The sequence below is a fragment of the Candidatus Hydrogenedentota bacterium genome (genome assembly GCA_018005585.1).
GTDB lineage: Bacteria > Hydrogenedentota > Hydrogenedentia > Hydrogenedentales > JAGMZX01 > JAGMZX01.
The window spans coordinates 1-25,048 of sequence record JAGMZX010000003.1 but is presented as its reverse complement, the minus strand read 5'-3'; the positions used below and the strand labels follow the sequence as shown (position 1 = coordinate 25,048).

General features: G+C 62.6%; 18 protein-coding genes. 6 read left to right on the top strand and 12 right to left on the bottom strand.

Annotated elements, in window-relative coordinates:
- Positions 1-21: 21 nt before the first annotated feature.
- From KA184_00810 to KA184_00795, 4 genes are all read right to left on the bottom strand, one after another.
- Positions 22-2,484 carry a S8 family serine peptidase gene (locus tag KA184_00810; GenBank protein ID MBP8128090.1) on the bottom strand — a complete coding sequence of 821 codons (2,463 nt, stop codon included), beginning with the start codon at positions 2,482-2,484 and terminating at the stop codon, positions 22-24.
- Positions 2,485-2,486: 2 nt separating this feature from the next.
- Positions 2,487-2,864 carry a hypothetical protein gene (locus KA184_00805; protein MBP8128089.1) on the bottom strand — a complete coding sequence of 126 codons (378 nt, stop codon included), beginning with the start codon at positions 2,862-2,864 and terminating at the stop codon, positions 2,487-2,489.
- Positions 2,865-2,868: 4 nt separating this feature from the next.
- On the bottom strand, positions 2,869-4,359 hold the full coding sequence (locus KA184_00800) for a DUF4384 domain-containing protein (GenBank protein MBP8128088.1): 1,491 nt from the start codon (positions 4,357-4,359) through the stop codon (positions 2,869-2,871).
- A 93-nt stretch (positions 4,360-4,452) separates the two neighbouring features.
- Positions 4,453-5,163, bottom strand: a complete 711-nt coding sequence (locus tag KA184_00795; protein MBP8128087.1) for a hypothetical protein — start codon at positions 5,161-5,163, stop codon at positions 4,453-4,455.
- A gap of 282 nt (positions 5,164-5,445) precedes the next feature.
- Between KA184_00795 and KA184_00790 the strand changes: the two genes are divergently transcribed.
- Together KA184_00790 and KA184_00785 are read left to right on the top strand one after the other, a co-directional pair.
- On the top strand, positions 5,446-6,015 hold the full coding sequence (locus KA184_00790) for a sigma-70 family RNA polymerase sigma factor (GenBank protein MBP8128086.1): 570 nt from the start codon (positions 5,446-5,448) through the stop codon (positions 6,013-6,015).
- Between the two features lie 30 nt (positions 6,016-6,045).
- A complete protein-coding gene (locus KA184_00785) occupies positions 6,046-6,624 on the top strand; it encodes a hypothetical protein (GenBank protein MBP8128085.1) in 579 nt (192 codons plus the stop codon).
- Positions 6,625-6,654: 30 nt separating this feature from the next.
- Here the strand turns inward: KA184_00785 and KA184_00780 are convergent, their stop codons facing one another.
- The 4 genes from KA184_00780 to KA184_00765 form a co-directional block, all read right to left on the bottom strand.
- The gene (locus tag KA184_00780) at positions 6,655-9,078 is read right to left on the bottom strand and encodes a tetratricopeptide repeat protein (GenBank protein ID MBP8128084.1); all 2,424 of its coding nucleotides are present in this window, start codon (positions 9,076-9,078) and stop codon (positions 6,655-6,657) included.
- A 21-nt stretch (positions 9,079-9,099) separates the two neighbouring features.
- Positions 9,100-11,130, bottom strand: coding sequence for a glycosyltransferase family 39 protein (locus KA184_00775; GenBank protein MBP8128083.1), 2,031 nt, complete (start codon positions 11,128-11,130; stop codon positions 9,100-9,102).
- 122 nt (positions 11,131-11,252) lie between these two features.
- Positions 11,253-12,590, bottom strand: coding sequence for a BNR repeat-containing protein (locus KA184_00770; protein ID MBP8128082.1), 1,338 nt, complete (start codon positions 12,588-12,590; stop codon positions 11,253-11,255).
- Positions 12,587-13,507: a hypothetical protein gene (locus KA184_00765; protein ID MBP8128081.1), complete on the bottom strand. Its 921-nt coding sequence runs from the start codon at positions 13,505-13,507 to the stop codon at positions 12,587-12,589. Before KA184_00765 ends, KA184_00770 begins: the two co-directional genes overlap by 4 nt.
- Positions 13,508-13,620: 113 nt before the next feature.
- Here KA184_00765 and KA184_00760 point away from each other — a divergent pair, with 113 nt between their 5' ends.
- From KA184_00760 to KA184_00750, 3 genes are all read left to right on the top strand, one after another.
- Positions 13,621-14,709, top strand: a complete 1,089-nt coding sequence (locus KA184_00760; GenBank protein MBP8128080.1) for a VCBS repeat-containing protein — start codon at positions 13,621-13,623, stop codon at positions 14,707-14,709.
- Between the two features lie 72 nt (positions 14,710-14,781).
- Positions 14,782-14,955, top strand: coding sequence for a prepilin-type N-terminal cleavage/methylation domain-containing protein (locus KA184_00755; protein ID MBP8128079.1), 174 nt, complete (start codon positions 14,782-14,784; stop codon positions 14,953-14,955).
- On the top strand, positions 14,942-15,787 hold the full coding sequence (locus KA184_00750; GenBank protein ID MBP8128078.1) for a hypothetical protein: 846 nt from the start codon (positions 14,942-14,944) through the stop codon (positions 15,785-15,787). Before KA184_00755 ends, KA184_00750 begins: the two co-directional genes overlap by 14 nt.
- A gap of 57 nt (positions 15,788-15,844) precedes the next feature.
- Here the strand turns inward: KA184_00750 and KA184_00745 are convergent, their stop codons facing one another.
- On the bottom strand, positions 15,845-17,056 hold the full coding sequence (locus KA184_00745) for a DEAD/DEAH box helicase (protein ID MBP8128077.1): 1,212 nt from the start codon (positions 17,054-17,056) through the stop codon (positions 15,845-15,847).
- Positions 17,057-17,549: 493 nt separating this feature from the next.
- On the opposite strand from KA184_00745, the gene KA184_00740 reads away from it, so the two are divergent.
- On the top strand, positions 17,550-20,162 hold the full coding sequence (locus KA184_00740) for a hypothetical protein (protein ID MBP8128076.1): 2,613 nt from the start codon (positions 17,550-17,552) through the stop codon (positions 20,160-20,162).
- A 173-nt stretch (positions 20,163-20,335) separates the two neighbouring features.
- Here KA184_00740 and KA184_00735 read toward each other — a convergent pair whose 3' ends face one another.
- The 3 genes from KA184_00735 to KA184_00725 form a co-directional block, all read right to left on the bottom strand.
- Entirely contained in the window at positions 20,336-21,352 is a 1,017-nt protein-coding gene (locus KA184_00735; protein MBP8128075.1) for a uroporphyrinogen-III decarboxylase-like protein, read from the bottom strand.
- A gap of 115 nt (positions 21,353-21,467) precedes the next feature.
- A complete protein-coding gene (locus tag KA184_00730) occupies positions 21,468-23,951 on the bottom strand; it encodes a hypothetical protein (protein MBP8128074.1) in 2,484 nt (827 codons plus the stop codon).
- Positions 23,952-24,098: 147 nt separating this feature from the next.
- A partial coding sequence (locus KA184_00725; protein ID MBP8128073.1) for a hypothetical protein occupies positions 24,099-25,048 on the bottom strand: 950 nt, incomplete at its 5' end.

The window sequence follows — 25,048 nt, the reverse complement described above, 5'->3', positions numbered from 1 at the left end:
TTTCCGGTCGTCGCGCCGCGGTTACGTGTCCCAACGCGTGCGGCGTACCCGTTCCTCGCCATCCGCGGCCCGCGTGATTTCAAACAGGCCGTCCAGACGCCCCGCCGCCGCGATCAGTTCGCGCGTCACCGTTTTCGGCAGTCCAAACTCCTGCGCGAGCTTCCACACATATTCGCTGTCGCCCGCGACCAGCAACGCCGGGTGCTGTTTCAAACGGTCGCGGTAATGTTCCAGCCGTGTCTCCAGCGTCGCGGGAGTCAGGGCGAGCCACGCATTCCAATTGAAGGTGCCCGGCGCGGTCTGCCATGGACTCTTCTCATCCCCGCCCGGCGCCTTGTGCGTCACCACTACGACCGCGGCGGGCCCTGCCAAGGCGGCATCGTGCTCCTCGCCCCGCCACGGCGAAGGCGCCAGAACGGCCAGTGCTATTGGCGGCGGGGTGCGGCCCTCCAACTGCAATCGTGCAAGCCGCGCCGGCACCTGCATATAGAACCGGGCGATGTATTCGCCCACGGAAATCCGGCCCGAGGGACGCGCCCGCGTCAGCGCCTGAGCGCCGGCGAGGCTCTTAACCCCAACGACCAGAGCCGGCTGCGTGCGCAGAAGCCCTCTGTGGTTGAACACCCACCACCATTCTCCATTCTCCGGCAGACACATGCGCGCCCCTTCATCCAGGCGCAGCAACAAAGCGTCGTCCATTAGACGCTGCCGTTCGTTCAGCGCAAACGAACCTCCCGCACGTACGCTATCCCTGCCCGCAAGTTCTTGCGCAAGTTGCCCGGCAAAGCGAGCGACATTGGCGCGCACGCCCTCCAGGTACGCTGCCTCGATGTCACGATATCGCTTGAAGAGCGCACGCGCTTCTTCCGCGTCCGGTGCGCGACCCTCATCCTGTCCAATTATCTTCATGTCCACGACTCCACCGGATGCGGGTGAGGCGCCCGACGCTACCCCTACGCCGTCCGCCTGCGCAAAGCCGTCAACCCCAAGTTGCTTCGCAACCCGCTCGGTGGTCTGACGGAGTGGGGGAGCCGCCGCGATTGTGCACCGGGCCTGGTGGGCATGGCGCAACACGCGCAGAAATGCCGGAACCCGCGGAATGCCCCGGCCGACCTTGTTTGGTCCTTCCTTATGCGGGTCGCCCGCCGTGGCGGTCAGTGCTGCAAGGATCGCGCCGGTATCCGCATCCTCCCCGAATACTCCGCGCAAATAGCCTACGCCAAGGGCGCACACGCCGGCGGCCATGGGCGAAGCCATCGAGGTTCCGCTCATGCTCACGTAGCGCCCGCCGCGGTCAAAGGGTGCCTGTTCGCTTGCCTGCGAGCGGGGCGCGACAATACCCACACCGGGGGTCGCGACCGTCGGTTTCGGGCCCGTCACGGCGGGGTCGTCCGATGGCCCCTGGCTGCTGAACCGGGCCCATTTGCCGTCAAGGCCGATTGCCGCCACGGCTATTGCGTCCCGCGCGTCCGCCGGGATGGTCAGCGTGTTTCCCCCCGAAGCGCCCTCATTCCCCGCCGACACACAACAGATCAGGCCGGTTTCGGCGGCCTTCTGTATAGCCCGTGTAATGATCGACGTTCCATCCGTGCGCAGGGCCGCGCCCAAGCTGACATTCAGAACATCCACGCGCTCCTGCATGGCACAGCCGATGCCCTGCAGCAAGGTACCGGTCAAGATGCCTTCGTGGCCCCACACCTGAATATCGACGAGATGCGCAAAGGGTGCGACGCCGGTCAGGGCGTACAGGCCGCCCGGCGGCAGTCCCGCCACGATTCCCCCGACATGCGTGCCGTGGCCCACCGGGTCCACCGGACCCAATTCACCCCCCGAGAGGTCGACATGCTTCTCGATCCGCCCGGTAAACGCCGGGTGTTCGCCATCAATGCCCGTATCGAGTATGGCCACACGCGCCGCGCCGTCCCGCACCTTGTTCAGGTCGTCCGGGAGGTCTTCGCCTCCGAGCATGGTCATGACCAGCGCCTGCAACGGCCCCGCTGGCGTCTGCTCCTCCTGGGACAACGGGGCCGGCACGGCCAGGCGCTCATCGCCGTCGGCCAGTATTTCGACCGCTTCGACGCGGGCGGCTTGGTCCAACAGCGCGGCGTTCGGCGGCATAACGAGCGCCAGCATGCCGAGCGGTTTCAGGTATTGCCGCATTTGCGGGCGCTCGTCGATTTCGAATCCTTGTCTTGTCAGGGCGTCGATGGCTCCTTCGACATGCACCGCGCTCTTGCAGGCGACAATAATCAGAGGCCACAGAGGGCGCGGCACGTCCTCGCGCGCAAGGGCGTAGACGCGCTTCACATCAGTTTCCGAGACGACCGGCGCGCGGCACGAGCGCGCCACTCTGGCAGCATCGATACCGCGGACGCTCCGTGTCCCCCGCGCAAGCGCCGTCAAGGCGGATGTGCTCGGCCGGGAGGCCGCTTCCATCAACGCCGCAAAACGCTCGCGCAACGCGGGGTCTATCCTGACTCCCATGCTCAACTCCCTTTATCCTCGGAATCGCTTTCAAACTTCCACAGCGTCTCATACAGTTCAACCGCCTGCACACTCCGGCATGCGAGAATCTGCTTGAGGTCCGCCCAGGTCGGCCGGACTGAGACCAGAGTTCCCAATCCGGGCGCGCGCTTCACGTTTTCCGGCTGCGACATGGGACGGCGCAACGCATCGGGCAACAAGGCCTCGTCCATCTCACTGAGCCAGACACACAGGCGCGGCAACTGCATGGTCTCCATGAGGGTGGCCACTTCCGTATCCGCCGCCGCGGTCAGGTGGGCTTCGAGAGCGCGCAGTTTCTCGCGGGTGTCGCTCTGGAGCTTGGGACTGTTCAGCATGCGGGCAATGTCAGTTCTTTCCATGGCTCTATGCTCCCGATCTTCGCTTTACCGGATTAGTCGCTCTGGACTGACGATTTCTTTCGGTCTTTTCCGCGCCACCCTCCCGCGAGCCGGCGGGAGTCCCCGACTCGGACGGCGCACCGCGAACGCCCCGAAACACATGTCTGATCAGGGTTTCATGAACGATGCGGTCCTTGCCCAGCAGCGCGTCAGGAAACGTGATGTGGTCAACGCCGGACTCGCCTTCGCGTTCTGTGTAAGCCGACAGACCCTCCGCCCGGCCCAGTGGCCGCGCTTCCGCAATCAGGCGCTCCATGGCGTCTTCTCTGTGGAAAACATCCAAATCGATGCGCTCCGCGCTTGCAATGACGTATACACGCTCAAGGCCGGCCTGCCCGTGCAGCATCCAAAACGGGAGGTCGGGGACCCGGCGATTCACGCCCGGCCACACCACGGCAATACCACCGCGCTGACGGTGGTCCCGCTCAATACCCATCAGTCCGTGCGCATCCGGAACGAGCAAGCGCCATTGCCCGCTGGATTCGCGCACCACGACATAGACGTAGGCGTCCCGATTGACAAGAACGGCCACGTCGAGCAGCGTGCCCGAAGGCAGCGTCGAGACATGGCCTAGGATGGGCAGGATGCGGCTGCCGTTTTCGTTGTATGCGCGCCACACGGCGGAAAGTGCAAATCCGTCCGCGCCGCTGCCGCCGGAAACCTTCCATTCCTGCAACTGCCGCAGGGCGCTATCCAGTCTTGCTTCGAGCAGGCTGCTCTTGCTTAGCAGGGTCTCGATCAGGGCATTTGTGCGCGCGTTGTCCGCGCTGGGGCCTGCCTGATGTGCGCCGTTGAGCGGCAATGCCGGTTCCCACCGCTCAGGCCTTGATTTTCGGGCACGTTCCCGCTCTTTAAGGTAAGCCAGGTCCAACCACGGCTCCTGGACGCGACGGACGCGGGGCGGCTCCACAAACACCAGCCCTGCATGCCGCTTCAGGCCGCACACTACCTCGTCGGCGGTCAGAACCTCGCTCAACGCGGCGGTAATCCGCGTTTCGGCCTGTCGCGCATAATCCAGTGTTCCGAGACGGGCGGTCAAGGGACCTTCGAGCGCCCGCAGCAAACCGCAGGCAAGCGCGCGCAGCAGCGACGTCTCATCGGCAGCCTCCAAGCGGCTCAGCAGCGTTGTGCATTCGGAGATTGTTCCGAGAAACCGGACCGGCGCCCAGAGTTCCATATCGCCACACGGGCGCTCCGAGTTGGCAAACGCAAATTCCGTGCAGTGCAGCAGTATTTCGGCCTCGCGCGGGACGCAAAGGAGCGTGTCCTGTGACTCCAGCGTCACAGACTGGATGACCTCATCGGTCACAACGCGCCAGCGGCCATCCTTCTGCAACAAGCCTATCTCCACGGGATAGACCTTCACCGTAACCGATGCCGCAGGCTTGCGCCCCGCGGTCTTGGCTGCGCACTGCACCATCGGCGCCGGGTCTATGTCCTGCACTACAAGTCTCATCTGTTGTCTTCCCTCGCGATTGTTTCCGATGCGTTTGCTTTCACCCGCGGCCGGAAACGTGTTTCCAGGGTCACACTGTCGCTTGTTCTTTTTTCATGATTCCCGGCCCGCATGTCCCAGGACCTCCATCGCGAGCAGTCCGTACTCCCAGGAATGCGCAGGCAACGAGAACAATGCAGGGGTGAGCAATTCGCATGCCAGTTCCCCATCCACGGAGCGCGCGCCCTCTTGCGCAGCCTCCGGGTCTTCCACCAGGCCGTCATGCAGGTCGCAGAGCCTCAGGCGCACCGGTTCCCGCGTGACAATCGCCAGGAGATATTCCAGGTGACCCGTAACGGCGGTCGCAGGCCCTCTTACCAGCCAGTCTCCCTCAGCGAGCGCGTCCTCCTCGAGAAGCTCGCGCGCCGGAAACCACCGGGGTTCGCCGCGGCAGACGCGGTTGTCGGGGTAGGCCTTGGAAGGCACAATACACGAACAGGTACCGCCGCACCCGAGGCTGAACAGAAACAGGCTCCCGTCCACCGGGCTGCACACCTCGAAAGCGCCATGCTCGCCCTCGCGCAACGCACCGTCACGCTGGCCTGAGGGTTTCCTGCTATTGTCCGTGTGAGGCCCTTTCCGGGGAGGCGGGTCCCGTCGGTACTGCTGGTCTCCGGCATAGGTGAAACCGCGGGCTGAAATCACGTGCCCTGAGGTGCCGGAACTGGGCATCCAATGCAGACAATGCAGTCCGACTGCGGCGCGCCCCTTCACCTGTTCGAGCGCCTCGAGCAGTTCCTGTATGACGATGAATCGCGCGTCCATGCCGGCCCTCCGCCGTCCGTCGAGCGTTCTTCACCCAAACACGCAATCTTAGTCGCCCCGGCGCGGCCCCATCTTTCATCCTCCAGACGACGGTTCCCCGCATTGCCTGCGCGCAGTCCCCAGATTGAGCGCGGCCCCGCTTCCGGGTAGTATAGCGCCCGGAGTTGCGGAAGGGAACCGTCTGCGCCACGCCCTGTCGTCTGCGTCCATAACCGGGGAAGGGCGTCTCCACGGGACTTCGAGCGGTTTCGGTCCACCTGTGCGTGTACGGAAGGGGATGGTGTGTATCAAGAAGAAGACATGCGCGAGTTGCTGAGGCGGGCCTACGTCGGCGACAGCCACGCGGAAGACAGATTCTTCACGCTGGCGGTGCACGAGGTGAAAAAGGAGGCCGTCCACTGCGCCCGAACCGGGCAAAGCGAAGAGATTCTGGATATCATCGAGCAGTCCTGGACGGCGCTTGCCAAACTGTGGAATAGACGTCCCCAGTACGCGCTCAAACGCCCATGGCCGGGTTATCTTATTGGCATGGTCCGCAAGATTGCCATCTCCGTTGCGAGGAAGGCCGTCAGACGCAGGCATAAGGCCCGATTCATCTCGATAGCACAAGTCAGACTCAGTGACCGCAGGCTTGCCCAGGACGGTAAGCAGCATTACGCGGTCACGGTGAGCGAGGTGGAGGCGGCCATTGAAGCACTGCCCACGACAGAACAACGGGAGATAGCGCGACAATGTTTTAATGAAGGCAGGAGCATCGATGACATTGCCCGATCCTTGGGCAAGACCCGCAATGCGGTCGACGTGGCGTTGACCCGCATACGAAAGAAATTGGAGAATGAGCTCGACCCTTAATAGGCGCCGACTCGATAGTGAGGTGTGCCCATGATTCGAGAAGAGAGGTCGCTCAACGGGTTGCCGGACTGGACGCCCGAGGAGACAGCCGCGCATTTTGCGTACCTGAGGCCGCTCTTTACGGACGCCATCCGGGAAGGGACGCGGCGGCTGAAACGGCGCGCCGACGCCCATGCAACGTTCTCGCTGGCCGGCAGACTGCTTACCTGCGCGATGGGCGTCTCGGATATCTCCTGCAAGCTCGAACCAGTACTGGTAGTCCGCGCGCTTCGCGACCGGGGCGACGCCATGAGACTGCCGCCGGTGGGAGGGATCGAGCGGAAACTGAACCACGCGGCCGTCAGGGCCTTGACCGTGGTTTCCGGTTCGCGAACCGGCCTCATGCTTGACCTGGTGGACAGCGAGTCTGGCAAGCGCATTCGCCCCTTCTTCCTGCGCATTGCGGACGAGGACGGGGAGGTGGTCCTGGCCAGACGCGAGATTGGCGTAATGACCACCCCGTATTTGCCGCGGATTGACGAGGGCGTCTACATTTGTGAATTCGAGTGGAAAGACGAGAGAGCCCGGATCGAAATTGCGTTTGACGAGCCGGATACTCCGTCAGCTTAGTGCCCTCAGGTATGACCGCAGACGCTTGGATTACGTCCCTGCCTCCGCAACGCCTGAGAGTTGTTCCTGTAGCGACTGCGGCAGCTTGCCGCCGGACGCCTGGAAATTCCGTGCTTCTTCATGGGCCGCCTCAATGTCGCCGGATTGCTGCAAAGCGCTTATTAGCAGGACGCTTGCTTCTTCTTGACCGGGTTGCGCCTTGAGGATGTCGCGCAGCACGGGTATGGCCCCGTTACTGTCTTTTGCCTGAATCAGACAACGCGCCAAGCCCAGCCGCGCGTCCAAATCCGGCTGGAGGCCTACAGATTTGCGAAAAGCAGCCACGGCCTCGATGAACTGCCCGGCTTCTTCGCAGGCCTGCGCCAGCCGGAACGCCGGGGCGAACACGCGCGGCTGCGCGCGCGCGACTTCCGTCCAAACGGCGATGCGGTCCGGCGGGGTACGATACTTGCGTAAGGCTTCATCGAGTTGCGTGTACACCGTGGGCGATTCCGGGCCTACTGCTGCCGCGCTCGTGAATGCGCGGATGGCGCCGTCCGTGTCTCCAAGTTCTTCAAGCACCGTTGCCTCTGCGACGCGGGCGAGGTCGTTGACCCGTTTCAGTGAGGCCGCCTTCCGGTAGGCTGCGAGCGCGTCTTCATAGAACTGGCCCCGGACGAGTAACTCGCCGAGCGCGAAGTAGGATTCCGCATGGAAGGGGAAAATCTCGGTCAGCGCCGTAGCCTGACGCCGGGCTTCTTCAGACTTTCCTGCACGTTCCAACGCGCGAATGAAGTCATATCGTGCGCCCCATTGGTGTGGATACAGGTCAAGAACCGTTTGTGCTTCTCCTTCTACGGTTGGACTGTCGGCAAAAGTGATCAGTGACTGGATATAACGCCTGCGCACAAAGTATTCATCAGGGTTGATCGCGAGCGCTGCTTTACAGGCCTGGGCCGTCATGCGGTGCGCATCCTTCCCCTCAAGCTCATGGTCCAATGCCGTTTTCATGTCCTGTAGCCGCACCTGCAATTGTCGAGACTGTTGAAAACCTGCGAGCGACTGGCTGTTCTCCACCAGTGAACGGTCTTCCACGGCAGTCATGGCCATACGACGGCGGCATTCCTCGATGCTTGGGGCGGCGTCTCCGCCGACGCGCAACGGCTTCAGCCACTCCGGCATTTCCGGCCCAATTCTCTCATACACGGCTCGCGCCAAGTGGTAGTTGCCCTCAAACGTCAGGTGTACAAAGTCGTCGAACATCTCTTCTCCGGGAACGCCGTGGGGACTTGCGTCCGCGAGCGCGGCAACGGTGTCCGCGAAGAGGACGCCATCGTCCTTGCGGCGGAGCGCGATGTCGCGCAAGATGCTGTTGATACGGCCATTCGCCCGGATCAGCGCCAGGTCTTGTTCGTGGGCAAGACGAAAATGTTCCCCAGCCTCTTCATAGCGGCCCAATGCCCACTTGCAGGTTCCAAGACGGAATTGCAGTTCGGCAAACTCATCGTCGATGCTTGCGGCGCGTTCATACGCCGCGACGGCCTCGGCATATTCTTGCGCCGCTTCGTGCGTTTTGCCGGCCTCGAAGTGCGCGTCCCATGCCTGAGTGGCCTCGCCGGTCATCTCTGGCGCATGTTCGGAGCCCGTGGGAGGCCAAGAGCGCAGGTTGGATGCCACGGAACACAACAGCACAGTCGTTCCCGAGCGTCGCGCCGCTTCGCAGATGCGTTCGACGTTGTATTCGTACGCGCGATAAACGCTCTCCAGACGGGGGTCCTGCAACGAGGAGCAGGCCGCGTGCGCGATCCAGTCCTGCAGGGTGTCAGGGCGGCCCGCCCAGACCGCGCGGCCCTTGCTTACGAGTTGCACCAGGCGGAGGTTGGACAGATAGGCGTACACGTTGACCAGCATCGGCTTGGACCAGGGCGAATCCAGGTCGTAGATCAGCGCGAGCGTGCCCTTGAACTCGTTGTTGCCCATGTACACCACGAAGAGATCGAAATCGAGGAAGGTGCAGGCCTGCGCCATGAGCCGCATAACATGCGAATTCATGCCATTCCAGGCCAGGCAGTATACCTCGATGTTCGCATCCGGGTACTTGGCCTCGAGAACCGTGTACAGGTGCCGCCAGAATCCAAACTCAGGCGTGAGGTAACCGAGCGCCGCGGAGCCGCCGAAAACGGCCACGCGATACGTGTTGGTGCTCTTGCGCACGGGGATCACCACATCATAAGGCTCTGTGCGGAGTCGGTTCGGCCACATGGGGATGAATTGCTCGAAGAAATTCATGTTGACCGCGGCGTATTCGTTGCCGTCGATGCGCGCGATCTGGAAGGGCTTGGTTGAACGTCCGTAGCCCGCGGCGCGCAGCATCAGCTCGACCGCAACCAGCGCAAACAAGGGAATCACGCACCAGGACACAAACAAGAGCGCACAGGTCCTCAGTTTCGGCAACCTGAGGTGTAATCGCGGCACGATGGACGGTCTCCCGGTGCGCTATGGAACGCGCGATGGTTGTGGGACCTCGGTCCACAACGCAAAATTGCGGAACGCCGCTCTCCGACCAGGGCGGGTCAACGGCGCGATGCGGATGCCTGCCGCCAGAGATGCGGCGTTTTCGGGCGTTAACGTCGCTACGTGAAATTGACGCCAGGTTGTGGGTCTTGGCGGCACATTCCCGCAGGGCACGGGCGCCGTATGCTCCTCGATGAAGCTTCCCGAAGCGTCGAAGAACTGCAACAGTGCGACGGTCGTGTGCATCTCGAATTCCGCATCCGCCTCCACGCGGAAAACCACCGGCGCATCGGGTCCGCAAGGTGTGGCCGGGGTGAGGAATTCCCATGATACTTCGGGTACGGCGCCGGACACTTGCAGGACCGGCGTGTCGGGCTTGTCGGCATCCACGCCGACGAAGAGGCTCATGCTGTCGGCCATGCCGGTCATGGTCCAGGGAGACAACCAATTATTGCCTGCTCCGTGCAGGTTCAATTGCAGCGGCGGCAGCGCAACGCTGCGCAGCGCCTGCGTGGAAATATCGGCGGCGTACACGAAGTAATTGTGAAAACTCGCCGCCAGTTCCACTGGATAGCGCACACGCAGCCGCTTGACATGCTCCTCGTTGCCCGGCCCGCACAAGTACCACAGGCGCACTTGGGCGGGAAGCGGGATCACGGGCTGCAGCTTGGGCATAACATAACGATTCAGGTAAAGCTCGATCGGCCATGTCTGTTTGCGGTGGTACATCATAATATCGTTGTCGCGGGCGGCCTCGGCAAGGAATCGCGCAGCCGGTTTGGTGTCCATCGACACGCAGGCCAGTTTGGGAGCGCCGCGCGGGAATTCGCGCAGGTACAGCGGGGCCGTTGCCATGCAGAAAACGGCGGTCGCGCCCAGGAAACACGTCCACGCGCTGGCATAAGCCAACCGCGAGGGCAGGCGCAGGACGCGCTCGCACAAGAAGCGCACAGTCATACCCAACACAACGATTCCCGCGGCCAATGCGAGCAGAAAGACCGGCATTAAGACCATCAGATAGCGGGGTTCTGTCTTAATCCCGAGGGCGTACACCACGGCAATCGGCGCCCCTGCGGCCACCCCGCATACTGCGGATCCCCAGCGCCCGCGCAGCAGGCAGACCGCCAGACCCGCCGCCGCGAAGGCTGTCGCGACCCAGAACCATGGCCCGGTGAGGCCGGTAATAGTCTCCGTGTATCGGTCAAAGGCGTGCCATTCCTGATGTTCGGCGCCCGCAAGAAAACCTAGCATGTCCTTGGACCATTGGCCGTCGAACACGCGCTTCAGTACGCCGCGGTGCAGCGAGAAAACCGGCGAATAGGCGATGTCGACGAGCGCCAGCGCGACGCCGCCTGAAACTCCCGAAAGGAGGGCCGCCGACACGCTTGCGGGCCCCGTCCAGCGTTTCCGGACCAGTGCCCAGACGAGGATCACGCCGACTGCAATGCTAAATGCGGCGCCGACCAGCAAGGAAGACACTTGGCTGAGGGCCATCAGGGCGGCTGTCAGGCATAAACCGATCAGACGCGGGAGTCTGGGGGCTTGGAGGCTTCTGTAGAGAAAGTACAGCGCTGCCAGCGCGAAGAACATTTCGGCCACATAGCCACGGAAATTCGTTGAATAAGCGATGTGATAAGGCGCGCAGGCCAGGAGCAAAGCCGCGGCAATCCCGACGCGCCGGTCGCGAAGAAGCGCGGCGCCGACCGCATAAATGAGCGGTATGGTCGCAAGGCCGAAGAAGAGGGGCGGCAACTGAATGACCCAGTCCTCGTCGCCGAAGATAGAGAAGGCTATCCAACCTGTGAAGGAGCTGAAGAGGTGATTGCCGCTCACGTAAGGTCCCAGGAAGACCGCACGCAGACCCCTGCGCACGATGCACTCGAGGGAATAGGCCTCATCCGGCGAAATACTATATCCCAGCCCCGGTATGCGCAGGGCGAGCCCGAGCAGCACGATCAGGCCCAACAGGGACAACGCGGCTCGTCGTCTCGGCTCGCCCGGCAAATCCGACATTACACTTCTCCAGGGTGCATCGATTGGAGTGAAGACACCACATGCTCCAGAGGGGGAGAGTATAAGCCACTCTCTGCCTGGGTTCGAGATTCCGATGCACGTGTCCCGGCGCGCGGCGCCGCTCACTGTGCCAAACGATACAATCGCAGCATTGTCGGCTCGGGCCAAGGCGGGTCGCGGGGCCGGTCGCGGTTCGGCCCGAGAGTCTCCCAGCGGAGGCAGTACGAAATGTTCCCGGTTTCCGCGCGACCGGAATCCTCTTCAAAACGCACTTCCACGCCGGGAAAGGTCGATTGCGCACGGCTCAAGCCCTTCGGAATGCGGGACTCTTCCGGCCCCAGCACCTCGATGCGCCGCAGGGTTTCGGAATCGACACGCACGCGGCCCGATCCGAACTGCTTATGGCTAAACGGCAGTACGAGGCCGCCGTCTTCCGCGGTCTTGGGCGCGCCTATGCGAATGTCGAAGGGGATGCTCCCGCCGCCGCTGAAATCCCAGTGATATTGCCAGTCGCTGACCACGACGTGGTGCCAGCCGTCCACTTCACGCCGCGCCACATAGGCTTGCGTGTACCCTCGTTCATCATGTTTGTGGTAACCGATCACCACGCTCCCACGCGCATCGAATCCCAGTTTCGCGTTACCGTTGATCATGCCGCCGCCGGCAGGAACGGGGTCGACCACCTCGGCGGTTGCCAGCGTGATTGGCAGTGTGTACGCCGTACCGTCGCTGTGTTCCCAATGGACCAGGTCCTTGCTGCGCGCGTAAGACAGGTCGTGATTGGTGGCGCAGTCCGGGGATTCGCGCCACACCCAGCAAAGATGGAAATAACCATCGGGACCGGGGACAGGGCCCTGGAAGTAGGCGTTGCGGGCGCCCTCGCCGTCCGTCAGCGGTTTGTCGAGCAAACGCCGCCACGTCTTTGTCTCGATGTGATAGGAATTGAAGATTTGATTGCCGGAGCCGCTGCGGCCGTCGCGGTATGTGAAGACCAGTTCGCCTTTCGGGCCTTCGAGGAACCTTGGATAGGTGACCTGCTGTTCTTCACTTTCAGTCATTGCGGGAACGCGCAGAAGCGACGCCGCGTCGAAAGGTTTCGCGCTTCGGAAATAAACGAGCGGGACGCAATGCATGTTACCGCAGAGATGCAGAAAACCTTGGGCGTCCAGCGCGATGGTCACGTAGTTGTGGCTGTCCCAGCCGGTTTGCTCATCCAATATCGTGAATTGCCATGCCGTGTCGTCCAGCTTGCGTTGCGCCACGGTCATACGGCGTTCCGCGTCGTAGAATCCCACGAACTGGTAAGGTGGCCGCGTGAGCAGGCAGAAGCCGACGGGATGGCCCGGCCAGACCGGCGCGACATCCAAGACCGCATCGACGCGCGGCTCAGCGACGGCCTGCGATACGAGGACCCCCATGACCACACACAACAGATAGAAACGGGTGAACCGTGTTTTCACGCGTGCCGGCCCGAATTGCGCCGCAATTTGCGCGCCGCGCAGGCCAATAACAAGACCGCAACCAGAATGGCCGCGCCAGGGCCGAGGGGCATTTCGTACTCGGGCATATCCGCGAACCGGCTGCGAATGTTCGCGCAGATCCGGTCCAATTCCGCTTGATGGTCCTCTTGACAGGCGGCCACGGCATATTCGAAATAGGTGGCTGCGGTTTCTTCGTCGATGTGCATGTATCGCGCAAGCAGCGGCGGGATGGCGGACGCGATGTCTTCATCCTCACGCTGTAACTGAATGCCGAAGGTATCCGTCAGGAACTTGAACGCCGCACAGGCGGTACGGATGTTGCTCTCGGCGTCCTCGAGCGCAAGGCCGGGCACGCGGTCCGAGAGTGGTTGCGCGAAAGCGTCCACCATCATCTGTTCCTGATGCGGGCCGAAGGCGCGCGCGCTGCGCACAATCCAATTGCCGACTTGCGGTCCGTTGTCCATCCGGACCAGGTAGTCCATGGTCATTTCGAGCAGGTCTTCCGCCTGACCGGACGTGACGCCCAGAACGCTGCGGAATTCCGAAATCTTGAGTGACGAGTACGTGGTAGCGGAATCCGGGTCTTCCGGATGGAAGAAAATATGCGCGTAGTAATCGGCGCCCCAGTCGCCATTGTGAGTGACCATGCCGATGGCCAGATACGAGGGCGGCAGCAGGTCCGCCTCGAAGTGGGTCAGCCTGTTGAGCGCACTCGCAATCTGGGGCTGGCTCGACAGCGTCGCGTTGAGGTCGGGCAACGCCGCCCCGAAGAGTATGTCATCGTGCTGGCTTTCGGCAACGCACTGTGCGATGTACATGTGCGTGGCGGGGCCCCAGGCGGCGGCAACCCCCGTGTATAACAAAAAGACCACCCCCGCAACATGAGCATTTCGCATGGCGTCCCTTTCAATACGTGAGCCTATTCTATCACAAGATCCGCCCCGGTCTTGTAATGTCAGGGCGGTGCATGTAGGCTCTTGATGGGTGTCCAACATGGGAGGCGCTCCTTATGCCGCTGCGGTTTCGCAAAGTGCTGATCGCCGATGAACGTTACGAATCGGCAGGAGTCTTCGATGTAAATAATGACGGCATTCCCGATATTGTGTCCGGGACGTGGTGGTATGAAGGCCCGGATTTCAAGAAGAAGCACAAAATTGGCGCTGTCGCTGCTCACGACGAGTACTATGATGACTTTTCGACGATTCCGTTCGACGTCAACGGCGACGGGTTCACCGATTTCGTCACCGGCGGCTGGTGGGGCAACACGCTGCGCTGGCGCGAGAACCCGGGCGACCCGGAAAAGGAATGGCCGGAGCATGTGATCGCCGAGACGGGCAACATCGAAACCACGCGCGCGTGGGACCTCGATGGCGACGGAGTCCCTGAAGTCATTCCGAATACGCCCAACGGCCCCCTCGTCGTCTACAAGCTTGTTGTCGATGCGCGGCGCAAGGGCACGGGGCAATTCACCGCACACCGGGTTTTCGACGGCCCGCAGGGGCACGGGCTGGGCGCGGGCGACGTTGCGGGCAACGGGCGCATCGACCTGGTTCTGAACCACGGCTGGCTCGAAGCGCCCGCGGATCCCTGGGCCGGCAAATGGATTTGGCATCCCGAGTTCAAGCTTTTTCCATCGTCAAGCGTGCCCATTCTGGTGGCCGATGTAAACGGCGACGGCATAAACGACCTGATTGTGGGCGGCGGTCATGAGTACGGGCTGGAGTGGGTTGAGCAGCGGCGCAGAGGCGAAGGCTGGCGCGAATGGGTTCGTCATCCGATCGACCCGTTCAATTCGCAGTATCACGACATGCACTGGGCAGACATCGACGGCGACGGGCGGCCGGAACTCATAACGGGAAAACGCTACCGGGCCCATTGTGACGGCGACCCCGGCGCCTTCGATCCCTATGGCATCTATTATTTCAAATGGACGGGCGAAGGCTTCGCCAAGCAGGTCGTCATCTATGGCGAGGCGCGCGAAACCACCGGGTGCGGCAATTTTTCCACCCTGGCTGATTTGCGTGGGTTGGGCAGGCTCGATATCGTCGTTCCGGGCAAGGACGGGCTGTACGTGCTGTATAATGAGGGCAACGCCTGAGTGAGCGAGGCAGCGGGCAGCGCTATATCAAGGAGGCCGGAGCGAGCAATCCGGCGAAGGCGAGGACCGGTCATGCGGGGGAAGCAAGGCTTCACGCTGATTGAACTGCTGGTGGTCATTGCGATCATCGGCATCCTGGCGGCGATTCTGTTGCCGGCGCTGGCCCGCGCGCGAGGCCGCGCGCCGCGCCAGTTGCGCGAACAATCTCAAGGAGTGGGGGCTCGCTCTGAAGATGTACGCGAATGAGGCGCCCGGAGAACTGTGGCCGCCGATACAACATTACCGGCCCGGGTCGGCGGGTCTCATTACGCTTCCCTATATCCCCGGCGTCTTTCCGGAATACATCAATGACCCCGCGCTTTACGTGTGTCCCTCGAGCGCCAGTCACACGCTCAAGCAGATGTATTACGACGCCGCGAACGGCGACGACGCTCTGTTTGCGCCGGAACGCCTGGGACAGTCCATTCTGATCGATCGCTGGCCCCAGGGTTTGCACAATCGCTGGTGGCGCGCTGATGACTCATACGTCTATCTCGGCTTCGCCTATGACCGCTGCGGCGCGTACGATTTCTGCATGGTCGACGTCGAGGCGTACCGGCCTCTGTTTCTGGCGATTCAGCCGGATCTCGTCATTCCGGAACATGAACAGATCCCGGTGCAATTCGTCGAGCAGTGGCTTGCCATCTACACGTCGCCCGAAATGATAAACCACATCACCAACCCGGACATCACGGATTTCGTTCTCGGCCCGATGCCAGTCCTCGACCGCGATACCACAACTCCGCGCCTCGCAGGGCACGGAAATGGCGGCGGCGACACGGTGTACCGCCTTCGCGAAGGCATCGAGCGGTTTATGATCTCGGACATCAATAACCCGGCGGCCGCGGCAAAGGCGCAGAGCAGCCTCTTTGTGATGTTCGACGTCGTTTCGGCCGAGGCGGCTGATTTCAATCATGTCCCAGGCGGCGCAAACGTCCTGTACCTGGACGGTCACGCCGATTTCATGCGATATCCCAGTCAGGAGGCGCCGGTCGTGCGCGCGCTCGCGATCGGGATGCAGATCCTGAAAAGCGACTGATGAGAAAGCGCGCAGAGCCGCGCGGCACGGGGGTATCGTCCGCGCAATTCTGAATGACTACCGCCGCCGGAAGAAGCGCCGCTTGCGCTGCGCCTGGCCATTCCGGCCGGGAGCTTGCAGCGCCTTCGCCTTCTGAAAGACCGACACCACCGGCACGGCGCCTTCCCACTGCACCCGCGGCAGGTTCACGCCCAGCGCGCTCTCGATGTTGCCAAGCGCAACACACTCGTCAGGGCTCACGAACGTGATAGCGTCGCCCGTCTCGCTCGCGCGCGCCGTGCGGCCGATACGGTGGATATACTCTTCGGGGTTGTTTGGCACATCGTAATTGATGACGTGGCTGACGCCCTTGATGTCCAGCCCGCGCGCGGCGATGTCCGTTGCCACGAGCACGTTGTAGCGGCCCTTGCGGAACCCGTCCAGCGCCTGCTGGCGCTGACTCTGAGACCGGTTTCCGTGGATCGACTGCACCTTGAATCCCTCCTTGTGCAGCGAACGCGCCACGCGGTCCGTGCGGTGCTTCGTGCGCAGAAACACCAGAGCGGAGCGCACGCCATTACCGCGCAGCAACGTCGAGAGCAGAGGCGTCTTGCCCATTTGCGCCACCGTGTATATGTGCTGCCGCACGGTCTCGACGGGTTTCGCGATGGCTCCGACCTCGATGCGTGCCGCGTTGCGCTGCATGTCCGCGGCCAGCCGCGCGATCTCGCGAGGGAAGGTCGCTGAGAACATCAGCGTCTGCCGCTCGGCGGGCAATTTCGCGAGGATGCGCCGGATGTCCGGCAGAAACCCCATGTCCAGCATGCGGTCCGCCTCGTCGAGGACGAGGATGCGCAGATCGCGGAAGTTCACGCCCCCACGCGACATATGGTCGAGTAGGCGGCCCGGTGTCGCCACGATGATGTTACAGCCGCGGCGCAGCGCATCTGCCTGCGCTCCGAAACCGACGCCGCCGTAAATGCACGCCGTACGCAGCCCAATCGAATGCGCCAGCGGCTCGATAACCGTCCGGATCTGCACGGCCAGTTCGCGCGTCGGCGTGAGCACGAGCATGCTGTTGCGGCCCGCGGGCGCCTGCGCAAGACGTGCCAGCGACGGCAGCGCGAACGCCAGCGTCTTGCCCGTGCCCGTCTGCGCGACGGCCGCCAGGTCGCGCCCTTCCAGCGCGAGCGGGATGGCCCGCGCCTGAATTGGCGTCGGTTCGGTGATGCGCTGTGACTTCAGCGTCTTGAGACAGCGCGGATCAATAGACAGAGTTTCAAACGACATGAGAATAGTTTCCCTACAACGTTCCGCCGGTATTCGGTCAGGATCGCGGGTTGCCCGCTGCACACCGGCCAAGTGGGAAACAACACACAGGTGAGTATCCGTACTGAGAGGTGATTCTGCGTAGAAAGAACGACAAGACTGAGGTCGGCCTGCTACTCATCAGCGGCGATTACATTTCCTATAGTATGCCCTGCCGCGTATCGCAGTGTCAAATTCCCCGTGGCCCGGGTCTTCGCCACGCGCGGATACCCCCCCGCACCAGGCCACGAAGGAAGGGGCGCAGGTCATTACGTGGCACTTGTCGGGACCCTCGTTGGCAGAAAACCGTATGATCTCGAGCGGCCTGGAAATCGTGCATCCAAGCCAAGAAAAAATGGGGTGAACCCGGCCCATTGTACCCAGGGAGGTTTGAATTCATTGGATTTCCTGGTTATAGTGAATTCGTTAGCAATGGCCACACTGTCTCCTAATCTGCCTTCAAGGAGGTTCTTGTATGCGTTCGCGGTTCACGTGTCTGGTCCTTCTCGGCACTTCACTGGCCTTGGTCCCCCCGCTTGCCGCTGCCGAAGGTTATGTGCCTGGCGCGCCCATCCCGCGCATATTATTGGTAGGCGACAGTTGGGCGGGCTTTCCACAGGCTCTGAAGTCCTTCGATAAGGCCCTGCAGGATTATCCCGGTCTGGAGCATTACCGGCAGGTGGGCTACCGCACAGCGATTATGGGCGCCACGACAGATGATTACGTCGTGACTGGCCTGCCGCTGGTCGAACAGGAACTCCTGAACCATCCCACGCTGGACGTGGTGGCCATCAGCCTGGGGGGCAATGATTTCTTGCGCGGGATGGACGGTCTTCCGAGATGGGTGCCCTCCATGACGCTGGCGCAGGAAGAGGCCCTTTTTGAGGCTATCGAGGCGAACGTGGCGCAGGTGGCGGATTTTGTGCTCGCCATACGCCCCGACATCAAAATCGTCATTTACGGCTACACGTATAGTGGACGGCAGAGAGATGACTGCTCAATTGAGGCGGGCCAGCGCGCCTTTACGCGTCTGGAATTGCATAAACGCGCGGTCGCGGAGACGCGTGACCGGGTCTTCTACATTCAAAATTTCGGTTTGATGCAGTATCACTACGGTGTCCCGGAGGTGCCGGACGGACTGGGCGGCACGCTGCCCGCGTTGCCACCGTTCACAGTGCCGTATCCCGGCGATTACCCGGGCTACGACCCCTGGCCGGGGGGCGATCCCCGGTACCTCGTCCCCGCCGAAGCCCTCATCGATGGGGACATTCACCTCACGGAGGACGGCTACGATTTGATAGTGCGCCGCTGCCTGGACGAATTTGTCGCCGAATGGCTCTCCTGGCCGCGCGCGGTCGAGATGACGCCCGCATCGGGAAAGGCGGGAGAGATGATCTTTCAAGTAACGTTCAGCCAGCCGGTGACGGGGGTGGACGCGAGTGATTTCCTCGCGGCCGAGGGAGAAGGCGGCCCGGCCCTGGCCGTTTTGAACGTATCGGGCTCCGGCGCCGTGTATTCCGTGACCGTGACGGCCGCATCGGCGCCGGAAACGACGCATTTGAGCCTGATCGACAATGACACCATCGCCGACGGCGACGGGCATCCGCTGGGCGGGCCGGGCACGGGCGCGGGATTTGGCAACGGCGACTTCACGCACAATGGCCCGTTCGCCTATGAGCCGATCCTGGATCCCGCCGACGATGATTTTGACGGCGCGCTCAGCTTTCTGGACCTCGTTTCGACGCCTTACCTGGAGGAACTGGGCGGCTTCAGTTTTCATCCGGCGTTGTGCGACGCGAACGGCGGCGATATTGATCTCCAGGACCTGGTCATTCGCGGCAATACGATGCTCGAAAGCTGCGAGTTCGGATTGATTAAGGCTTGTCTCGACAATCCGGCAATCGACTTCACTTCCCGCGGCGGCATTTCGCATGACGCGGCCGTGAACTACTGGACCTATAACCTCGCGCAGATGCAAACGGACCTTGGCGGTGAGAACGGGCTCGCCGCGCAGGTCCTGCCCGGCATGGATACGGTCATGGCCGGGTTCATGACGCTGGGCGACATCGATTCCGTGTTGTTGCCCGTGCTGTTGCTCTCGTTCATCGCGGGTCAGGATGACTTCCCCGTGGATATTACGCCGCCGAACATGTTCAACTACCAGCGGCCGGAGCAGTTCTTCTCCTGGTATGGGGATGCCGATGCGGACGGATTCCGCAACCGCACCGAATATCACGGGTGCGCGCGGGCAGGCCAAAAAGAGAGTTATCTCACGGCGGCGCTGGACCCCGGCAGCGTGCCCGGAAACCCCGAATACGTGCCCGAGGAGTTGCTGTGGGACTTCGATATGTACGATGCGAACAGCGACGGGGCGCTGACACTCGCGGAAGCGCAGGAAAAGATGCCGAGCCTCGCCGAAGCGGTCCACGACGCCCTGGACCTGGATGACGACGGCGAATTGAGCAAGGCCGAGGTCAAGTCCGCAGTCGCCGCACATCTGCTGGACGAGTTTGCATCGCTGGACGGCGATGTGAGCGGCGACCTGACGCTCACGGAAGCGAAACGGCGCCCACTGGGCTTCTCGCAGGCACTGTTGAACCTCTTCGACGTGAACAGCAACGGCGCGCTTACGGAAGCGGAACTGCTCAGCGCCCTCATTACGCCCTCTGAAGGGGAAGGCGAGGGGGAAGGCGAGGGGGAGGGGGAGGGGGAAGATTGCGGACAGGTTCCGGACTGCCACCGGTCCTACACCGGGCAGTATGAGACCGGTGAAAACATGTGCTTGTACGTGCCCTGCCCGGTCGCGCCCGACAGCACGTTCGTGTGGACGCGCAACGACCTGCCTATCCCAGCGGGAGACGGACGCATAACCGGTGCCACGGGGCGCGCCTTGCGCATTGTAATGCTCGAGGAGGGCGATTCCGGCGTCTACCGCTGCGCCTATGACGACGGGAGCAAGGCGGACGCGGAGTTCGTGGCCGTGGTCACCGTGGTCCCGTTCCTGCCGGTGAGCAGCGCCGCGGGTCTGGCCGTCTTGTGCGGTCTCCTTGCCGCTACCTTCACCGCACGGGTCTTGCACAGGAAATAGCCGAAACGCGCCGCCACGGCGGCGGGCAACACCAAGCCCAAGTGTTGCCTTCCGTTCACGGCCACACAAGAAGAGAATAACCGGACGGACCGGCATCGTCCTGGCGCTTGAAGACTGTTTCGTGCCGAGGTCCTTCTACCTCTGTTCGTGTTTGCGCTCGTCCCCTTGACCTCTCACCGCCTCTTCCAGCCTTCCTGGCTCTTGGCTTCATCGATGAATGCCAGCAGGTTCGCCAGTGGGGTATCGCCCTCTACCGCGTGGGACGGCGAAAAGACGTAGCTTCCCGCGGCGCCGTGCTGCAATAGCCGCCGCGATTCGGCGCGCACTTCTTCCACCGTGCCGAAAGGAAGCGTGCGTTGCATGGAAAGGCCCCCGAAGAACGTCAGCCGGCCGCGGTACCGATCGAGCAGGGCGTGGACGTCCATCACTTCCGGCTGAAACGGATTAAAACAGTTCAAACCGGCATCGATGAGGTCGTCAAAGAGTTCGTCGACGTCGCCGCAGGAGTGCATGAAAACATACTTGCCGGCGTCCCGCACCACACCATACATGCGCCGCAACTGAGGCAGGATAAACTCGCGCCAGATGCCGGGTCCCAAGATCAGGCCGCGCTGATGCCCCCAGTCGTCCCCGAAATACACGCCATCGATTTCGTGCGTCATCGCCTTCCGCGCCTGGGCGATGTTGTAGTCCGCGATGCGCCCAAGCAACTCGTGCACGAAGCCGGGATGCTCAAGGAAATCCGTCATGAGCGTGTCCATGCCCCGCAGGGTCCACGCCCGCTCAAAAAGCGAAAAACCGATTTCGAAAACACGGAAGCGATCCGGCGCCGCCGCAATTCGGCGCTCCATGTCCGCGAAGAACCGCCAGTCAAGCGGGTCGGGGAAGAGGTAGCCTTCCAGCGTGGGCCGGGGCAGCGCCTGACCCACGACAATGCCGATGTCCTTGTCGACGGACCGGTCCCATTCCACACCGAAGACATCCCGGTACCGGTGGGGACCCGTTCGCTCAAAGAAGCCCACATCGCTGCCGAGGCGGAGGATGTGATTGTCCACTGCCGTTTCGAGGTCGGCGGCGCCGAGATGCGCGGCGAGCAGTGTGGCGGCTTCCTGTGTGAACTTGAACGACCACGGGACATACGGAGGAACCCGGCCTTCCAGCACCAGTCTCATGGCGCTTCTTTTTTGCATAGACCGTACCCCCGCGGGCGACGCCGCTGATTCGCGCAGTCCGCGCGAGTGATAATGACCGTCTTGCTCCGGTGTCCTCTGACAGTGCAGGGCGCGCCGACTTTATCGCACGGCGTCAGGGAAGGACCTCGAAGGAGGCCGTCTCAACCTTGCCCGCGATGAGGTCCGTCGCTTCGACGCGCCACGTTCCAGCCGCGTCGTTCTGCGCAAGCGTGAAACAAGTTTCGCGGACGCCATTCTCCGCGGCCACAAACGAAGCCTGGTCCATCCGCCGACCCACGGCGTCGCGCACTTCAATTTGCAGAGGCAATACGGCCGGAATGGGGTTCCCGGAGTCGCCCAACACCTGGCACGTGATCGTTACAGTATCGCCGCGCTTCGCATGGGACGGCGCTTCAACCACGATGCGGTTGATCGGTTCCGGTAGCGCCGCGATGATCTTGCCTCGCGCGGCAGTCAGACGAATGGGGAAGAACGCCGCGCCGTTTTCGGTGCGATAGGCGATTGCAGCGCGGCGCAATACGTCATAAAGCGCGGGGCAACCATCGAGCACGACATGAACCTCCGCGGTCTGAGGCGCCCCGAGCTCAAAATGCAGCTTCCACTGGCCGAAGCGCGGGCCGTAGGTGCGGTCGTCGTTGATGAAGAAGTGGTAACGGGCAAGGCCGCCTTCCAGCGTGTTCGTCAGCACCCGCGGTGTTGCAGCGGCACAAGGCCGCGACACGTCCTCGAGCAAGGGCGCGAGTTCCCTTGCATAGCCTTCCATGATCGCGCGGTCTTCCTCGGCGGTGACCGCATCGCCGCTGGCGAGGCGCGTGCCGTCCATGCGCAATTGGTGTGTGAAGTCGAACTTGGTGATTCGCGCGTTGGGAATCGTTGCGCGGAGCGAAGCGTCAGCGATGACTTTGCCGCCTCGCTCGACGAAGGCCGTGATCTGCTCGTACATGCCGCGCGTCAGCGTGTCCGCCTTTGGCATCACAAGCACGGCGTAGCGGTCCAGAGCGCCCTCGGTAATGTCCTCGTCGAGCAGCGCGTCGAACGGAACGTGGTTCATCATCAGTAGCGTCGCATAGGGCAGCGTCTGCTCATTGGGATAGCCGGGCAGGCGCGGGCTATCCGGAAACCACGTGGAGGCCGCCGACATCAGAACCGCGACGGCGGGCGCCGTCCGCCGGCACTTGCGGATGGCCGGACCGTAGGGTTTCACGACCTCTTCGCAGGTCTGACCGATGGCGTCGAAGGTCTCCGGCGACGCGTAGTAGGGGTCATTGGCCGGGTTATCGGGCGAAAGCGCGCCGGCGGAGTAAAAGCAGAGGATATCGGGCCGCTGCGAGAGCACGAGCCAGAGCGCTTCACGCGCGTAGTCCGGACTTGCCGTGAAATAAGGGTCCTTTCCGGCGAAATCGCGCGACAGATCCGCCGTGGTGGCGTCGATGGGCATGACGTAGCGGCCATAGACGAACAGCGTGATGTCCTGCTGCACTAATTGCTGTTCCGGCCGCGCCGCCGCCTGCAAATAGGTGGTGTAGCACAGCCGCTTGAGATCGGGATAGCCGTAGGTCCACGTCGCGATGCAATCGAGGCCCTTGTGGGAGCCGCGCACGGGCGCGAGCCGGTATGGTTCATGCCATGTGATAAGATCGGGATTGTGCGCCTTCACTATTGCGTGCATCGCCTCGTTTACCGGCGCGGTACCATGACCGCGCCGCCACCACCACTGCAAAAGCCGGTAACGGGCGTTCGTGTCCTCGATAATGCCGTTCTGGACCTCGTCCGGCGCGGCTTCACGCGGGCCCCACTTGCTCACGACTATTTCCTTGAGGCTGATGCCCAGTTCGTCCTGGGCCAGGCGCACCGCCGCATCGTTAAGACAGAACGGCGTCTGAATTTCAGAGTTCAGCATGACGTGGCGAAGTCCGGGGTAATCCGTGAACGCGGCTATCCACGATTCCGCCACCCTCTGTGCGTAGTCCATTACCTTCGGCTCGAGCGGATAGGGGGTGTCTGGGTCCCGGGCGCCGTCCGGGAGGAGGCAGCGTGTTTCCGGCGCTTCGCTGATGAGCCGCTTGGACATGAGCGGGTGAAAATAGAATCCAAGTTCGAAATCGTAGCGCGCCGCCATTTCGAGCGCGGCGCGCATGTTCCGGAACGCGGGCGAGTCCTCCGTTTCCAGCGGCGCGTCGATACCGATAAACGCCCCGGTGAAGCCCCGGCGCGTCCACCACGGCGCGTCCGAGTATCCGCCGCCCCAACGCCAGACGGGCATGCGCTCCGCGTCGTGCGGCGGCGCGATCGTCAGCGGAAACTCGAGCGTTTCGGGAGTCTGGCCGTCCTTTTCGATGCGCGCGCGGACTAGATAGTCTCCGGGCCGCAACTGGCCCGTGTCTATCGCAAAGGCGACGCCGCCGCCTGACGCCACGAGGTCCTGAGGAAAGTACCCCGACACGTCGCACCGCATGCGCGCGCCATCGGCTGCGTTCAGACGCAGTTCGCAGGGCCGGCCGCGTTCGTAGACGTGCCGGGCCCCTTCGAAGTGCGTTTCCGTCTGGCCCAACCCCAGCATCGCTGCGGCCACCCAACAAAGCATTGCGCCCGTCATTTCTTCTCTCCCCGCCCGCGGCACGAAGGTTTCTGCCAGACATGATGAATGGCGCATGACGCGGTTTTCAAGACCGGGTCAACGGCGAGAAGCAGGGCACAACAACAAAAACGGACTTGTCGGCTGAGAGTCGTCGGCTGACCTGTTCTATCCGGGCAGCACGTGAAACAAACGCGCTTCTCCGAGCGGGATAGTGACATCGATGCGCAGGCCATCCGGCAAGGGTACGGCCGGGCAATCGACGTCATCGTCCAGATTGACGAGTCTGCCTATCGGAAACGCGAGATCCCGCAGTTCGACGCAGGTTTCCGGGTCGGCCGCCTCATGATTGATCACGAACAGAAAACCTTCCTTCTCGTTGGCCCGGATCGATGCCTCAATATCGGGGTTGGCCGAACGGACATGGGGGCGTATGCCCGCAGCACGGGTCAATTCCGAAAAGAGCGCGCGCAACGATTCGCGGTGTGCCGTATTCTCATCCCGCCAGGTATTGAAATACGTGTCTTGCGTGCAGAATCCCAAGAGATACGCCCAGCCTTTTCCCACCGCGCGCCGTATCACGGCGGGCCGCCCGGATTCCAGCCGCGCCAGGACCTCGCCGTCCGTCACGGAATTCTCACGCGGACTGACAACAAGGAAATCGCCCATGCCTTGCGCGGGATCTGCGGTCCAGCTGTCTGACCTGAAGACATCGGTTTCGAAAACCGTCTCATCGGGCGCGTTCCCGGGGCGGGAAAACCACTCTGGCGGCATGTCCCGATACGGCACCCAGCTCCCAGTGCGGGGAATACGGCCGGTTGCGCCCTTTTCGACGCCAAAGGTTCTCCCGAGAACGTCCAGCGGCCGGCGGTTCTCGTCGAGCTGCGGGAGGCAGTCGGCGATGACGACGCCGCCGCGGGCCGCAAAGCCCGCAATGTGCTCGGCCACCTTGCGCGGAAGCAGTTCGACGTCGAACAGCACCAGCACGTCATAGCCGCCCATCGTGTCGTATTTGACCTGGTCCTCGTGCAGGATATCCAGTTCGCCAAAGGCGCGGAGGAACAGTTCAAACGACAGCCCCACATTGAAGTACTCTCGCTGCAACTGGACATACTGTG